The sequence below is a fragment of the Flavobacterium sp. ASV13 genome (genome assembly GCF_000745775.1).
Taxonomy (GTDB): domain Bacteria; phylum Bacteroidota; class Bacteroidia; order Flavobacteriales; family Flavobacteriaceae; genus Flavobacterium.
Genome location: NZ_JQJY01000004.1, coordinates 533422 through 549443 on the forward strand (window position 1 = coordinate 533422; position 16022 = coordinate 549443).

Sequence of the window (16022 nt, forward strand, 5' to 3'; positions counted from 1 at the left end):
TATGAAGTACAAATTATCGTTTTTAGCACTTTTATTCAGTTTCACAACTTTCGCACAAATTACCAATCAGGAAGTTGACAATTTAGTAGAACGAACGATGAAAGCATTTGACGTTCCCGGAATTTCAGTTGCTATTGTAAAAGACGGAAAAGTAGTTCTGGCTAAAGGATATGGCGTAAAATCAATCGTAACGCAACAAAAAGTAGATGCTAATACACTTTTCGGAATTGCATCAAACAGTAAGGCATTTACCAGTGCAGCATTGGCAATGTTGGTAGATGAAGGCAAAATAAAATGGGATGATAAAGTGGTCAAATATCTTCCTGATTTTAAAATGTATGATGATTTTGTAACTCGTGAATTCACCATTCGTGATTTACTAACACACAGAAGCGGACTTGGTCTTGGCGCCGGAGATTTAATGATCTGGCCAGACGGAAGTGATTTTACAGCAAAAGATATAGTTCATAATTTACGTTACCTGAAACCGGTTTCGAGTTTTAGAACAAAATATGATTATGACAACCTAATGTATATTATTGCTGGCGAAATTGTTCATGTTGTAAGCGGAAAAACCTGGGCAGATTTTGTCGAAGAGCGCATCATGAAACCTTTGGAAATGACTAACAGTGTGGCATCCATAAAACGTTTAAAAGATACTTCAAATGTAATTACACCACACGTTCCGATTGATGGAAAACTAAAAACAATAAAACGTTACGAAAACCAGCTTTTTGATGGTGCGGCCGGAATTTACTCAAGTGTAAATGATTTGAGCAAATGGGCAATTCTACAAATCAATAATGGAAAATACGGCGATAATAAACAATTATTTTCTGAAAAAGAACATGATGAAATGTGGCAATTGCAAACCATTATTCCTGCCAAAACCAGACCACCATACAATACTCATTTTTCAGGTTACGGATTAGGTTGGTTTTTAAGCGATGTAAAAGGATACAAACAAGCATCTCACACAGGAGGTCTAGAGGGAAATGTGACGCAAACAACCTTGATTCCAGAAATTGGTTTGGGAATTATTGTTTTAACGAATCAGCAGTCTGGTGCTGCTTTTAATGCGATTACAAATACTATAAAAGACAGTTATTTAGGCATAAAATCAGATGATTACGTAACCGTTTACAGCAACAGAATGAAGGCCAACGAAGAAAAGGCAGATAAAGTTACAGATGAAGTTTGGGCAGTTGTTGCTAAGAATAAAAAAGATAAAATAAAAACTGATTTTTCTAAAATTGTTGGAACTTATAAAGACAATTGGTTTGGAGAAATTACGATTACAGAGAAAAAAGGAAAATTATATTTTGCCTCTAAACGCTCTCCGCAATTGGCAGGCGAAGTTTCTTTTTATAAAGATGGAAATTATGTTGTAAAATGGAACAATGCTTTTTTCCATGCCGATGCTCATTTACTCTTCAAATATGATGAAAGCGGAAAAGCTATTAATCTAAAAATGCTTCCAATCTCTGAACTGACTGATTTTAGCTATGATTTTCAAGACTTGGATTTTTCTAAAGAGTGATTTTTGTTTCGGGTTTCAAGTTAAAAAATGAGACTTAAAACGATCGTTAAAAACTTGAAACCTGAAACCTGAAACAAAATAATTCCTTTCAAAAATCAACAATCTAAAGCCTTGCGTATATTCAAACTAATGCGTATTTTTAGTACTTGAATATGCCGTTATGATAGAAATAGATATTGAAAAAGAAAACAAAGCGATTGCGCAGGAATACAAGGAATTACTTCGAATAAGTTATCAGACTTTAACCCCAGCCGATAAAAAATTAATTCGGAAAGCTTTTGACGTTGCTGTTGATGCTCATAAAGAACAAAGACGCAAATCAGGAGAAGCGTATATCTTTCATCCTATTGCAGTTGCAAAAATTGTTGCCTCAGAAATTGGTCTGGGAGCGACCTCTATTGCTGCGGCTTTATTGCACGATGTTGTCGAAGACACACCAATGACGGTACAGGAAATTGAGCGATTATTTAATCCAAAAGTTGCTCAATTAGTGGAAGGTTTAACTAAAATTTCTTTGGTTCAAAAAGATTTGAATGCTTCAATGCAGGCCGAGAATTTTAGAAAAATGATCCTGACCCTGAACGATGATGTGCGCGTTATTTTGATAAAACTGGCTGACAGACTTCATAATATGCAGACCATGGATTCGATGGCAGAATATAAACAAACGAAAATTGCTTCGGAAACACTTTATATTTATGCTCCCCTTGCCCATCGTTTGGGACTTTACAATATCAAAACAAAACTAGAAGATTTAGGATTAAAATATACTGAACCCTCTATTTATAATGACATTGTAAGCAAAATAAGAGAAACAAAAGAGGAACAGGATGCCTACATTAAAGACATTTCAGATGTTTTAAAAAAATCGCTGGATGTTGAAAACATTGACTATATCATAAAAGGTCGTCCTAAATCTATTTATTCAATTCGCAGAAAAATGCGTGCTCAAAATGTGAGTTTTGATGAAGTATATGACAAATTTGCACTTCGAATTGTTTATAAATCAGACCCTCACGACGAGAAATTCATCGCCTGGAAAATTTATTCGATTGTAACAGATCATTACAGACCAAGTCCGAGTCGTTTGCGTGATTGGATTTCATCGCCAAAATCAACTGGTTATGAAGCACTTCACATTACCGTTATGGGCCCAAAAGGACGCTGGGTTGAAGTTCAGGTTCGAAGCGAACGAATGGATGAAATTGCTGAAAAAGGTTATGCTGCTCATTACAAATATAAAAATGGCGCTACGGAAGAAAGCGGATTGGACACTTGGCTGAATTTGCTTCGCGAAGCATTGGAAAATCCTGAAACCAACGCAGTAGATTTTGTTGAGGATTTCAAAATGAATTTATATTCAAAAGAAATCTTTGTCTTTACACCAAAAGGAGAAATAAAATCATTGCCAAAAGGTGCAACTTCATTAGATTTTGCGTTTAGCATTCACTCTGAAATTGGAATTAAAACCAGAGGAACGCGCGTCAATGGACGTTTGGTTCCATTAAATCACGAATTAAAAAGTGGTGATCAGGTTGAAGTAATTACATCGGCAAGTCAAAAACCAACTGTAAACTGGCTTGAATATGTAACGACTTCTCGTGCCAAAAACAAAATCAAAAACGTTCTTAACGAGAACACGAAAAAAATTGGCGAAGAAGGAAAAGAACTTCTTACCCGAAAATTAAAACACTTAAAAGTCACACTAAACGAACAAGTTACAAACGAGTTAGTTAACTTTTTCAAATTAAAAACAAGCTTAGATTTATTTTACAGAGTTGGAATTGGAGCCATCGAAAATCAGCAATTAAAAGATTATGCGGCTCAGAAAAGCAATTCATTTATCAATTTCTTCAAAAATAAAATCAAAAGAAATAAAGATACTGCAGACGAAGATATCCACAAACCTGTTATCAGCAGTAATTATGATATGCTGGTTTTTGGAACGGAGCATGACAAGTTGGATTATAAACTTTCGCAATGTTGTAACCCAATTCCTGGAGATGACGTTTTTGGTTTTGTTACCATTAACGAAGGAATAAAAGTGCATAAAAAAGATTGTCCAAACGCTATTGGAATGCAGTCTAATTATGCATACCGAATCATGAGCGCCAAATGGATTGACTCTTCACAAGAAGAATTCAAAGCGATTATCAATATTACCGGAATGGACGTTTTAGGACTTACAAATCAATTAACAAAAGTAATTTCGAACAATATGAACGTGAATATTCAAAGCATTTCGTTAAGTACTGATGCTGGAATTTTTCACGGGCAGGTTGCGGTAATTGTTAAAAACAATACCATTTTGAAAAAAATGATCAGTGCTATCAAAAAAATAGATGGCGTTGATAAAGTAACAAGAGAATATCGAACTTAAATAAGTCAAAAGTTTAAAGTCTTAAAGTCAAAAGAATACAATCCTTTGACTATTTAAATATTTTTTATGGAAAATGAAAACCTAGAAATTCCCGAAATACATTTTGATGAAAATGGTGAACTTATTATTATCGCTTCTGAATCCTCTTCAAAAGATGATTTTGATTTTTTTCAGGGAAAGTCTTTCATTCGAAATAAAAAATTAAAACAAAGATTTGCAAATTGTACCGAATGGATCGAATTTCCATCGACTCAGGAAATGTATAAAATCCTGAATGGAATTGGAAATATCGATAATTTCCTGGCCACTTTTGACGGTGAACCTTTTGAAGGAATGACGGTTCGATTATTTAATCCAAAAACCAGATTATGGAGCATTTATTGGTCCGATTCAAATACTGGCGTTTTAGACAAACCTGTTGTGGGTTCATTCGAAAATAATATTGGACATTTTTTTTCGAAAGATATTTATGAAGGAAAAAATGTGATTCAGGTTTTTCGCTGGGACGCCAGAGACAAAGAAAATCCGGTTTGGAGTCAGGCCATGTCTGATGATAACGGGAAAACCTGGGAATGGAATTGGTATATGTACATGACAAAAAGCAAATAGGAATTTGTTAATTTTATTGTAATTAAAAATATTTATGTTAATTAAGCTTTTTTAGATTCTCCAAAACATACGACTGTTAAACCCTGTATTTATTACACTTTGACTGTTCTGATATGATTTTGAACGTTAAACTTTAAAGCCGAAACTTTTATTGATTAAAAATAAAAAATTATCTTTGCAGGATATGACACTTATTTCAACTGACAACACTAAGAATCAAGAAATTGTAAAAAATGTTTTTACAATGTATCTTGAACAAAAAGGGCATCGCAAAACTCCTGAGCGTTATGCTATCCTTCAGGAAATTTACGATAGCGAAGAGCATTTTGACATAGAAAACTTATATATCAAAATGAAAAACAAAAACTATCGTGTGAGCAGAGCTACATTGTACAACACGATCGAGTTATTGTTAGACTGCGCTTTGGTTAGAAAACATCAATTTGGACAAAATCAGGCTTACTACGAAAAATCGTATTTCGACAAACAGCATGATCATATCATCATGACTGATTCTGGAGAAGTTATTGAATTTTGCGACCCAAGAATTCAGACCATCAAAAAAACAATCGAAGAAATATTTGATATCGAAATTACGAATCATTCACTTTATTTCTACGGAAACAAAAAGCAAAAATAATAATCCGGAAAGGCATTATTCAAAAAATAAAAAAAGAAAATTAACTACATTAATCAGTAGGACAATTCGGTTTGTCCCAACGCAAATTAAAACAGAATGACGGTAGATTTATTACTAGGATTACAATGGGGAGATGAAGGTAAAGGAAAAATTGTTGACGTACTTACCTCAAATTATGATATTATTGCACGTTTTCAAGGAGGACCAAATGCAGGACATACATTAGAATTTGACGGAATTAAACACGTACTTAGAACTATTCCTTCTGGAATTTTTCATAAAAATTCAGTAAATATCATCGGAAATGGAGTTGTAATTGATCCTGTAGTTTTTCAAAAAGAAATCGAAGGTTTAGAGAAATTCAACCTTGATATCAAAAGCAAATTAATCATTTCAAGAAAAGCACACTTAATTTTACCAACGCACCGTTTGCTTGACGCAGCTTCTGAAGCTTCAAAAGGAAAAGCAAAAATTGGTTCTACTCTAAAAGGAATTGGACCAACTTACATGGACAAAACGGGTAGAAATGGTTTACGTGTTGGAGATATCGAATTAGAAGATTTTAAAGAGCGTTACAGAGCATTGGCAGACAAGCACGAAGCTATGATTGCTTTTTACGATGTAAATATTCAATACAATTTAGCTGAACTTGAAAAAGAATTTTTCGAAGCTATCGAAGAATTGAAAAAATTAGATTTCATTGACAGTGAAGAATACATGCACCAAGCTCAAAAAGCTGGGAAATCTATTCTTTGCGAAGGTGCTCAAGGATCTTTATTAGATGTTGATTTCGGAACTTATCCTTTCGTAACTTCATCAAATACTACTGCTGCAGGTGCTTGTACTGGTTTAGGAATTGCGCCTAACAAAATCAAAGAAGTTTACGGAATTTTCAAAGCTTACGTTACTCGTGTTGGTAGCGGACCTTTCCCAACTGAACTTTTTGACGAAGTTGGTGCTACAATGGCAAGAGTTGGAAACGAATTTGGTTCTGTAACAGGAAGACAAAGACGTTGCGGATGGCTAGATTTAGTAGCTTTAAAATATGCTGTACAAGTTAACGGAGTTACTCAGTTAATGATGATGAAAGGTGATGTTCTTTCTGGATTCGAAACTTTAAAAGTTTGTACGGAATACAACTATAAAGGACAAAACATTTCTCACTTCCCATACAATATTGAACCAGAAAACGTTACTCCGGTTTACAAAGAATTTAAAGGTTGGAAACAAGACTTAACTGGATTGACAACTTACGATCAATTGCCAATTGAGCTAAAAGAATATATTGAGTTTATTGAGAAAGAAATCGAAGTGCCAATCAAAATTGTATCGGTTGGACCAGATAGAAAGCAAACAATAACAAAATAATACATTTTAAACGCTCTGATTTTCAGAGCGTTTTTTTATACAAATTTATTCGCCTTATGAAAAATCCAGAAATCAAAATTACAGAAACTTCTTTGCTATCAGACAATTGGTATATTTTAAACAAAGTAACCTTTAGTTATCAAAAAGAAAATGAAGCTCCTCAAATACATACTCGTGAAGTGTATGATCGAGGAAATGGAGCCGGAATTTTGCTTTATAATTCAACGAAAAAAACAGTTATTTTAACACGTCAATTTCGTTTGCCGAGTTTTCTAAACGGAAATAAAACTGGAATGATGATTGAGGTTTGTGCTGGACTTTTAGATAAAGACAATCCTGAAACGGCAATAATTCGTGAAACTGAAGAAGAAACGGGATACCGTATTTCGAAAGTTCAAAAAGTTTTTGAAACTTACATGTCTCCAGGCGCTGTAACAGAGATTTTATATCTTTTTGTTGGCGAATATGACGAGAGCATGAAAGTAAGCGAAGGCGGCGGACTTGATACTGAACAGGAAAATATTGAAGTTTTAGAATTTACTTTTGATCAGGCATACGCTATGATTGAATCGCGAGAAATTACAGATGCCAAAACAATTATGTTGTTACAACATGCAAAAATTAAAGGGTTGATTTAAAAGATTTTTGAGTATTTTAGATTTACTAAAAAATCTAAAATGCTCAAATTAAAAATAGTCATTCTCTTCTGCTTTCCGATTTTGTTATTCTCCCAAAAAGAAAAATTATCAACTGAAAAGCTCAAACAAGATCTCACTATTTTTAAAGAAATAAGAGAAAAAGCAAATTCAGGACTTTATAAATACAGAACAAAACAACAAATTGACAGCATTTATTCCTGGGCATTTACGCAAGTAAATCAGCCTCAAACACTGATTGAATTTTATAAAATAATTCTTCAAATTACTGATTTTGAAGGCAGCCTTCATAATGACACTACACTTCCTGATGATTTCGAAAAAAAGTATTCATCAGGAAATGTTTTCTTTCCATACCCTGTAAAACTTATTAATAATCAGTTGGTACTTAATTTTGAGAATCCTGAAATTCCGCTGGGCTCTCAAATCATTAGCATAAACGGAATCGAAACTGCAAAAATATTATCTTCTTTCTATAAATATTATACTACTGACGGTTATAATATTACAGGAAAATCAATTGGAATTGGAGGCTCTTTTGCTAAATATTTCAATTTGGAATATGGACCACAAAAGAAATTTACAATAGAATATTCGCTTCCGAATCAGACAAAAAAAATAAAAAAGGTTGTTTCTGCTGTTTCAAACGAAATTCGAAAAGAGAATTTTAAAAAACGCCACTCTCTACCAATTGATAGTTTACAATACAATCGTGCAAAAAATAAATATTCTTTTAAAGTAATTTCAGATAATACTGCACTGCTTTCAATTCATACTTTTGTAATTGGCAGAAATGCAAAACATAAGGAACATTTAGCCTATAAAAAATACCTGGACAGTTGTTTTGAGTCACTTTCAAAAAACAATCAGATAAAAAATTTAATTGTTGATATAAGAAATAATGGCGGTGGAACCGACCCAAATGATATTGTAACTTTCTCCTATCTCACGCAAAAACCATATCGGGAAAATGCTTCGGCTTATGTCAATTTTCAGGAAATTCCTTTTTCAGAATATTTAGTTTATGAAGAAACGGAACCGCAGAAAAAACAGGAAGAGAAAAAAGATTTTGAAGAGGAATTAAAAGAAGAATTTCCAAAAGTAGAAAATGGAAAATATATTCAGGACGAAAAATTCAATGCCTTATTACAACCTGATAAAAACAATTTTAAAGGACAAATTTATTTATTAATAAGTCCAAGAATTGCCTCTGCAGGTTCTCTTTTTGCATCTTTGGTTGCAGGAAACACAAACGCCATTGTTATTGGAGAAGAAACTATGGGCGGTTATTTTGGACACAATGGCCACACACCTATTGAATATGAATTGCCAAATACCAAAATCAAATTCCAGTTTTCTATTGTAAATCTGGATCAGGATGTGCCAAAAAAGTCCAATCAGATTTTTGGAAGAGGAATAATTCCGGATTATGAAGTCAAACAGACTTTTGAAGATTTTATGCAGAATAAGGACACTCAATTGACATATACTTTGAAATTAATTGGAAAGAAATAAAACGAACATTTTAGAAAATCCACATTAAATACTATTACAAAATCCTAATTTAGAATTATTATTGATTTAAAACAAAACACTGATAATCAATAAACTTACTTTTAAATTGAGCATAATTTTAATTAATTTTATGGGAAGAATAATAACCAAAAAATAATAATTATGTCTGATCAAGTACAATTAGTTCCAAATGATTCATTGATTACCAATACTCCCGAAGAAGGTCGTCAATTAGCCGTAAAAATGGCTCGCTTAATCATAAAAATCACTCAACCTGATGCTGTAATTAGAGAAAAGTTACGACCAATTTATGCAGAAGATGCCGCAATGCTTATTGCTGTAGGACAAACTGTAGCAACTGAATTTGCGACTATTGCTGCTGCCAATAATTACTGGAGGAAATAAGAGTTCTTTCAGGATAGCACAAGTCTTTAATCATTAACAATTTTATTATCTCAAAAAACATCTTAAGAGATTCTAAAATGTAAATCCCGAAAACAATATAAAAAATTATGTAAGGTGTTTTCGCTAGACAGATTGTAACTTTATTTTCATAAAAATAAGACCTATGAAAAAGTTATATTATTCAGCAAATGCCCTACTTATATTGATGTTGGTTTTGTTAGGTTCTTGCAAAAAAAGCGAAAACTCAAATCTGACTGAGAATACAAAAAAGCAAAAAAAAGCAATAGAATATAAGAAACCAGAATCATCTGTTTCTTATCAAATTCAAAATACGAAAGAATGGCTAAAATTAAATGAAGCTGACAGTAGTAAAATGGATATCGTTTATGCTTTGAACCGAACCGATAAAGCCAATTTCAAAAAACTGGATTCTGTTGTAATTCCAGCAGATTTTAGTGGTGATTTGGTTTACTATCTTCCGTTTCCACTACATGTTTCGGCTTTAGAAGAGGTTTCTAAAATCATTCTATTTTCTTATCCGACGCAAACTTTTGCCGCTTATGAAAACGGCGAATTAGTTTATACCGGCCCGACCAATATGGGAAGAAAAAAAGATCCTACTCCAACAGGTTTGTTTTTTACGAACTGGAAAGCCGAAAAAACAACAAGCACTTTTAATGACGAATGGGACTTGAAATGGAACTTTAATATTGAAAATAAACTCGGTGTTGGTTTTCACCAATATGAATTGCCGGGTTATCCAGCTTCACATTCATGCTTGAGGTTATTAGAAAAAGATGCCAAATATCTTTACAAATTTGCAGACGAATGGATTCTAAAAGATAAAGAAAACGTAAAAGTCAAAGGAACGCCCGTTATCGTTTTTGGAAGTTATAATTTTGATGGACCGAAACCGTGGTTGCAATTAGCCTCTGATCCAAAAGCCTTGGATATTTCAGAATCAGAAATTGAAAGTCAAGTAAAACCTTTTTTACTTCAAATATTAGAAAATCAAAAACTTAGAGAGAGCGAACAAACTTCTTCTTTATAAAATTATTTCTACAGATAGAATCAGAATATTTTTCAATATTCTGATTTTTTTTAGTTATAAATAAATGAACATTCATTTATTATTATATCTTTGCATCGTATTTAAATCATTTTTAAAAATTAAATCCGAATCAAACTTTATACAAAATGAATGCTTCTCTACTAAAAAATAAAAAAATAGCCATTATTGGTGGCGGACCGGTCGGTCTTACAACTGCTCGAATTTTACAAATAAATGGTGCTGATGTTACCGTTTACGAAAGAGATCTTAATGCTCAAGCCAGAACTTCTGGAGGAACTCTTGATATTCATTCAGGTTCAGGTCAGTATGCAATTCAAAAAGCAGAATTGATGGAAGAATTCTACAAATACGCACGACCGACAGGTGAAAAAATGGCCGATATTGATGGAAATATTACTTCGGATGAAATGCCAGACGAAACCAATGCTTATTCAAGGCCAGAAATCGATCGCAATGATTTAAGAAAAATTATGCTGGAAAATCTTGAAAAAAATACAGTTCTTTGGGATAGCCAATTGGTTAATATTGAAAAAGTTGAAAATCAATATATTTTAGAATTCAAGAACGGAACAACAGCAAAAGCAGATTTTGTAATTGTTGCAAACGGCGGAAGATCAAGCGCCAGAAAATTTGTAAGCGATCAGGAACCTCAACTTTCGGGAACTTATATTATTCAAGGCGAAATTGTAAATCCTGAACAAGATTATCCAGAATTCAAACCTAAATATGGAAACGGAAATGTTATGGCCATGGGTGAACAAAAAATGTTTTATACGCATACTATGGGCGATGGTTCTGTCCATTTTGGTGTTTCATTTAAAGCCGATGAAAACTGGATTTTGAACAACGGAATTAACTTTGAAGACGATAAAACCGTTATCACTTTTTTAAACGAAAAATTTAAAAACTGGGGTGACGATTACAAAAAATTCTTTGAAGCTTCAACCGAGTTTTCAGGTTTACCTCTACGATTATTTTCTTTAGAAGAATCTTGGAAAGAGCATTCAAATATTACGCTTGTTGGTGATGCGGCACATTTAATGCCTCCGTTTGCAGGTGAAGGCGTAAATATGGGATTATTTGATGCTTTTCATTTAACTGAAAACCTGACCAATGGAAAATTTGAAACAATTGATGATGCTATTGCTGATTATGAGAAAAAGATGTTTGGTTATGCATTGGAAGCGCAACGCATGACTAAAAAAATGGAAGATTTATTGCATTCTGATATTACAGCGGAAGATATTTTGAATAGTCGTGTAGAATAAAACAATTTAAAATTCTTACTTTCGTTTTGAATAAGCAGAAAAAACTGCATAAAAAACAACGATGAAAAAAACATTCTTACTTCTTTTTATTTTCGTAACCGCTTTAAATTATGGTCAGGCAAATCAAATTTTAGATTTTAAAGCAGGTTATGCTCCTGAAACCATCTATAATCAAAACACAAATAGTTCTTCAGATTATGAAATTACTTATTCAGGATCAGAAAAATTTATGGAAGCATTAAAGAAAAACGGAACTGAAAATCCAACAAAAATAAAAACGTCCTTTAATGTCGAAACGATCTCTAAAACAGGGAAAAGTGGTAAAGATGGAAATTTCCCAATAACTATTGAATATCTAAAATCGTATGATGCAAATGGAAAAACCATAATTCCGAGTGGCACTCTTCTTTATGGAAAAACTTCTTTAACTACAATGCCTAAAATGGATTCTATTGTTGCCAAAGGCATGGAAGAAAGCCTGAAAAATACAATTTTCCAAATGGTCCAAAGTACCTTTTCGCAATTAATATTGCCACAGAAAAAACTAAAAATTGGAGAATCTTTCAGTCAAGATAATCCGCTAGTTATACCTATTGCAGGAATCAGTTTTGAAATGGTGATTACAACAACATACACCTTAAAAAGCATGGATTCAAAAAATGCCTTTTTTGATATTCTACAAACGTACACAATGAAAATGTCAGACAACAGATTTGAAACAAGTGGAACTGGAACTGGAAAAGGAAATCTAATTTATGACATTCCGAATCATTTTGCTACTGAAAATAATTTAGATATGGAATTTAGCCTCGGACTAAAACATACTGATTTTTCTTTCCAACTGAAATCAAAAAGTGATTTTAAGCAAACGTGCAAAATTTCAAAAAAATAAAAAAAGGCGTAAGATTTATTTCTTACGCCTTTTGCTTTTACATGAAAACTAAAAATTATCTAGAATAATTTGGAGCTTCTTTTGTAATTGTAACGTTATGTGGGTGACTTTCAGTAATTCCGCTTGATGTGATTCTAACAAAACGTCCTGTTTCCTGTAAAGTTGGAATATCTTTTGATCCACAGTAACCCATTCCGGCACGAAGACCTCCAATAAACTGAAGCATACTTTCGTTTAATTCACCTTTGTAAGGAACACGTCCAACAATTCCTTCCGGAACTAATTTTTTAACATCATCCTCAACATCCTGGAAATAACGATCTTTAGAACCTGTTTGCATCGCTTCTACAGAACCCATTCCACGGTATGATTTGAATTTTCTTCCTTCGAAAATAATTGTTTCTCCCGGAGATTCTTTTGTTCCTGCTAATAACGAACCTAACATTACACAGTCAGCACCTGCAGCGATAGCTTTAGGAATATCTCCTGTATAACGAATTCCTCCATCAGCGATAACCGGAACTCCAGTTCCTTTAATTGCAGCAGCAACTTCAAGAACTGCAGAGAATTGAGGGAAACCAACACCTGCAACGATACGAGTTGTACAGATAGAACCAGGTCCGATTCCAACTTTTACTCCATCTGCTCCATTTTCTACTAAATATTTAGCAGCTTCTGGCGTTGCGATGTTTCCAACAATTACATCTATTTGAGGGAATTTTGCTTTTACTTCTTTTAATGTATTTACCACACCTTCTGTGTGTCCGTGTGCTGTATCGATAATGATTGCATCTACACCGGCAGCAACCAAAGCTTCAGCTCTTTGAACTGCATCTCCAGTAACTCCAATTGCAGCAGCAACTCTCAAACGGCCAAAAGAATCTTTATTAGCAATTGGCTTTTGAGTTAATTTTGTAATATCTCTAAAAGTAATTAAACCAACTAATTCATTTTGAGCATTTACAACTGGTAATTTTTCAATTTTATGACCTTGTAAAACAACTTCTGCTTGTTCTAATGAAGTTCCTTCAGCAACAGTTACTAAGTTTTTGCTTGTCATAACCTCAACAATTGGTCTTGCACCATTTTTCTCGAAACGTAAGTCACGATTGGTAACAATTCCTTTTAAGATTCTGTTTTCGTCCACGATTGGAATACCACCGATTCCGAATTCTTTCATCGCATTTTTTGCGTCTGCAATAGTAGAAGTTAATGGTAATGTTACCGGATCGATAATCATTCCTGCTTCAGCACGTTTTACTTTTCGAACTTTTCCTGCTTGTTGTTCGATAGTCATATTTTTATGTAAAACACCAATTCCGCCTTCTTGTGCCATAGCAATTGCCATTGCACTTTCTGTTACCGTATCCATAGCAGCAGATACGATTGGAACGTTTAATGTGATGTTTCTTGAGAATTTTGATTTAATGCTCACTTCGCGAGGAAGCACATTCGAGTAGTTAGGTACTAATAATACATCGTCGTAAGTTAAACCTTCGCCGATAATCTTGGAGTTGTGTGCTATCATGGTGCAATTTCTAGTTGAATTGCGTGCAAATATAGTGAATAAATTGCTAACTTGAATACTAACTAATTCATAAAATTGTATTTACAGGAAAAACCTTTCAAAAAATAAACATGAATTTTTAAAATTCCAATTTCCAATTTTACCAATAAATACGGCCTAAATCTTAATTTATCAGAATTAAAAATTAATCTTCTGAATCCTGAAAAACGAAATTTATACCCAACTGAAATGCTGCGCTACTAGCTTTAGAAATATCTTTATATTCCAAAACATTATTGACTAAAGCATACATATTCAGTTTCCAGATTGTTCCTGAAAGTCCGAGACCAATATTGGTGCTTGAAAATTCATCAATAGTATAAGTAGCTTTTAAATCTAATTTTTCAAAAATATTTCTTTTATAAAAAGCAGTTACTGCAACGAGAGGTTCTCGTGGAGCTGTCATACCAAAAAGCTGAATTCCTGCTGCATTCCGATAGCGTTCTTTAATATTCTCCTTGCAATTGCAATCATTATCGGAGCGAAAGTATCCAAATGAATATTGGAGTGATGCATATATTTTTGTTGGACGCCAGGTCGTGTACTTATTATATAAGGTATCTCTCGGAATTGCTTTTTTGAATTCGGCAAAAACATTCTCCGGATCATCAGTACCCGAAAAATCAGGATTTGCACCTTGATATTGATATGTACCTTTGTAAGTAAGCGTTTCAATATCTTTTGACTGATTTATAAATCCGAGATCAATAATACTTGCAGTGATCTGAAAATTTTCTTTTGGATAATACGTTACGCCGGCATCTACACCCAAACCTAAGCTTCCATTAAAAAAAGTATTATGAGCAATGTCTCTGGCAATATTTCCATCATATTCATCTTTTGTAAAACGTGAAATTCCTGATGTTTTAAGTTCTAAATTAGATGAAATAATTTGGCTATAAAGATTAACCGTTCCCGGCTGCTGCCCAGTAAATATGTAACCGGAATTATGAGTAGAAACTGCATTTGCGCCACTGGAATAAAGTTTAGCACGCCCTCCAAGTACCAATTTATCATTCATTTTTTTGTGAAAGCCAACATGAAAAACAGAAAGCACTTCGGCTTTTACGTTAAGATCGTCAAGGTGAAAAACTTTTCCCATGTAATCTTTATTTCCATCTAAAGCCAGCAAAGCCAGATCTTTTGGCATGTACATAAAAAAATCAAATTCCTGATAAACTCCAAAAGAAACATAAGAACGACTTTCGCTACCTCCTACTCTAAAACCTCCCGAAAATACTTCAAGCTGTTGATTAGTAACGACTTTATCATTTCGAGAAGATTTGTTTACAATATTTCTGACTTTATCATTAAAATCAACACCATTGTCAGCAAATAAATCATAGACAGAAAAACTGCTTGATCCTAAATTTACTGAAACTCCAGACAAGACAGGAACACCAAAATAATATTTGTACGAAACATCGGCACTTGGATTTACTAATAAAGATTGAGGAATGGAAGTAAAATTATAAAGGACTTCCTTATTTTGAGAAAAACAAGAAAGCTGAAAAAGCAGTCCTAAAATTAAGTATTTTGCCCTCATTTCGCTTCTATTTCAAAATAAGTTGTTGTACTTGATCTTAACTTCAGATTACCTAAACTGTTTTCATCGAGTGGAACTCCTGAAGTCATTAAGGCAACAAAACCAATATTTTGAGTTTGTTTTAAAAGTTCCAATCTTTGATTTTCAAAAACTTCAGTAGGATATTTAATAACATTTGGACTTCCTTTATAAGCGGGCACAACAAAAGAAATAGTCGTTAGAATTTGATTTTGAGAATTAAGAAGCAGCATGTTGATTACAAAACCGCGTTCAATAGTGTTTTCAATTTCAACATCAAATTCAGCTTTTTTTAGATAATCTCTAAGAAACTGCTTTTTAAAAATATCAAAATTTCTGGAGTCATATATAATCTGAGTTCCTCCATCTGCTACTAATTCATTTGCTGGAATATCAAAATAGGCAAGATTTGCAATAAAAACGGGTTCTAATTTCAAATCATTTACCTGATCAAAATCTAAGTCACTTGAGCACGATACAAACAAAATCGTTACTGCAAAAACCCTTAAGATACTATTGATACAATTCAATTTCATGGTTGAAAGA

At 33.2% G+C, this 16022-nt stretch carries 14 protein-coding genes; 11 read left to right on the top strand and 3 right to left on the bottom strand.

The window, feature by feature from the left end:
• The first annotated feature begins 1 nt into the window (after position 1).
• From GQ47_RS12995 to GQ47_RS13045, 11 genes are all read left to right on the top strand, one after another.
• A complete protein-coding gene (locus GQ47_RS12995) occupies positions 2 to 1540 on the top strand; it encodes a serine hydrolase (RefSeq protein ID WP_035649092.1) in 1539 nt (512 codons plus the stop codon).
• A 160-nt stretch (positions 1541 to 1700) separates the two neighbouring features.
• Positions 1701 to 3920, top strand: coding sequence for a RelA/SpoT family protein (locus GQ47_RS13000; RefSeq protein ID WP_035649094.1), 2220 nt, complete (start codon positions 1701 to 1703; stop codon positions 3918 to 3920).
• Between the two features lie 66 nt (positions 3921 to 3986).
• The gene (locus GQ47_RS23190; RefSeq protein ID WP_081909350.1) at positions 3987 to 4529 is read left to right on the top strand and encodes a hypothetical protein; all 543 of its coding nucleotides are present in this window, start codon (positions 3987 to 3989) and stop codon (positions 4527 to 4529) included.
• 184 nt (positions 4530 to 4713) lie between these two features.
• Positions 4714 to 5169 carry a Fur family transcriptional regulator gene (locus GQ47_RS13010; RefSeq protein WP_035649453.1) on the top strand — a complete coding sequence of 152 codons (456 nt, stop codon included), beginning with the start codon at positions 4714 to 4716 and terminating at the stop codon, positions 5167 to 5169.
• 96 nt (positions 5170 to 5265) lie between these two features.
• Positions 5266 to 6537 (top strand): adenylosuccinate synthase, encoded by a 1272-nt coding sequence (locus GQ47_RS13015; RefSeq protein ID WP_035649096.1) that lies wholly within the window; start codon positions 5266 to 5268, stop codon positions 6535 to 6537.
• A 56-nt stretch (positions 6538 to 6593) separates the two neighbouring features.
• Positions 6594 to 7175: an NUDIX domain-containing protein gene (locus tag GQ47_RS13020; protein ID WP_035649098.1), complete on the top strand. Its 582-nt coding sequence runs from the start codon at positions 6594 to 6596 to the stop codon at positions 7173 to 7175.
• Between the two features lie 39 nt (positions 7176 to 7214).
• Positions 7215 to 8708 (top strand): S41 family peptidase, encoded by a 1494-nt coding sequence (locus tag GQ47_RS13025; RefSeq protein ID WP_035649100.1) that lies wholly within the window; start codon positions 7215 to 7217, stop codon positions 8706 to 8708.
• 162 nt (positions 8709 to 8870) lie between these two features.
• A complete protein-coding gene (locus GQ47_RS13030; protein ID WP_035649102.1) occupies positions 8871 to 9113 on the top strand; it encodes a hexameric tyrosine-coordinated heme protein in 243 nt (80 codons plus the stop codon).
• A gap of 163 nt (positions 9114 to 9276) precedes the next feature.
• The gene (locus tag GQ47_RS13035; RefSeq protein WP_035649104.1) at positions 9277 to 10164 is read left to right on the top strand and encodes a L,D-transpeptidase; all 888 of its coding nucleotides are present in this window, start codon (positions 9277 to 9279) and stop codon (positions 10162 to 10164) included.
• A 146-nt stretch (positions 10165 to 10310) separates the two neighbouring features.
• The gene (locus GQ47_RS13040; RefSeq protein ID WP_035649105.1) at positions 10311 to 11453 is read left to right on the top strand and encodes an FAD-dependent oxidoreductase; all 1143 of its coding nucleotides are present in this window, start codon (positions 10311 to 10313) and stop codon (positions 11451 to 11453) included.
• 61 nt (positions 11454 to 11514) lie between these two features.
• Positions 11515 to 12345: a hypothetical protein gene (locus tag GQ47_RS13045; protein WP_035649107.1), complete on the top strand. Its 831-nt coding sequence runs from the start codon at positions 11515 to 11517 to the stop codon at positions 12343 to 12345.
• 55 nt (positions 12346 to 12400) lie between these two features.
• Here GQ47_RS13045 and guaB read toward each other — a convergent pair whose 3' ends face one another.
• From guaB to GQ47_RS13060, 3 genes are all read right to left on the bottom strand, one after another.
• On the bottom strand, positions 12401 to 13873 hold the full coding sequence (gene guaB / locus GQ47_RS13050) for an IMP dehydrogenase (RefSeq protein WP_035649109.1): 1473 nt from the start codon (positions 13871 to 13873) through the stop codon (positions 12401 to 12403).
• A gap of 184 nt (positions 13874 to 14057) precedes the next feature.
• Positions 14058 to 15458, bottom strand: a complete 1401-nt coding sequence (locus GQ47_RS13055; protein ID WP_035649111.1) for a DUF5723 family protein — start codon at positions 15456 to 15458, stop codon at positions 14058 to 14060.
• Entirely contained in the window at positions 15455 to 16012 is a 558-nt protein-coding gene (locus GQ47_RS13060) for a hypothetical protein (RefSeq protein WP_035649113.1), read from the bottom strand. The genes GQ47_RS13055 and GQ47_RS13060 overlap by 4 nt, the downstream gene beginning before the upstream one ends.
• Positions 16013 to 16022 lie beyond the last annotated feature (10 nt).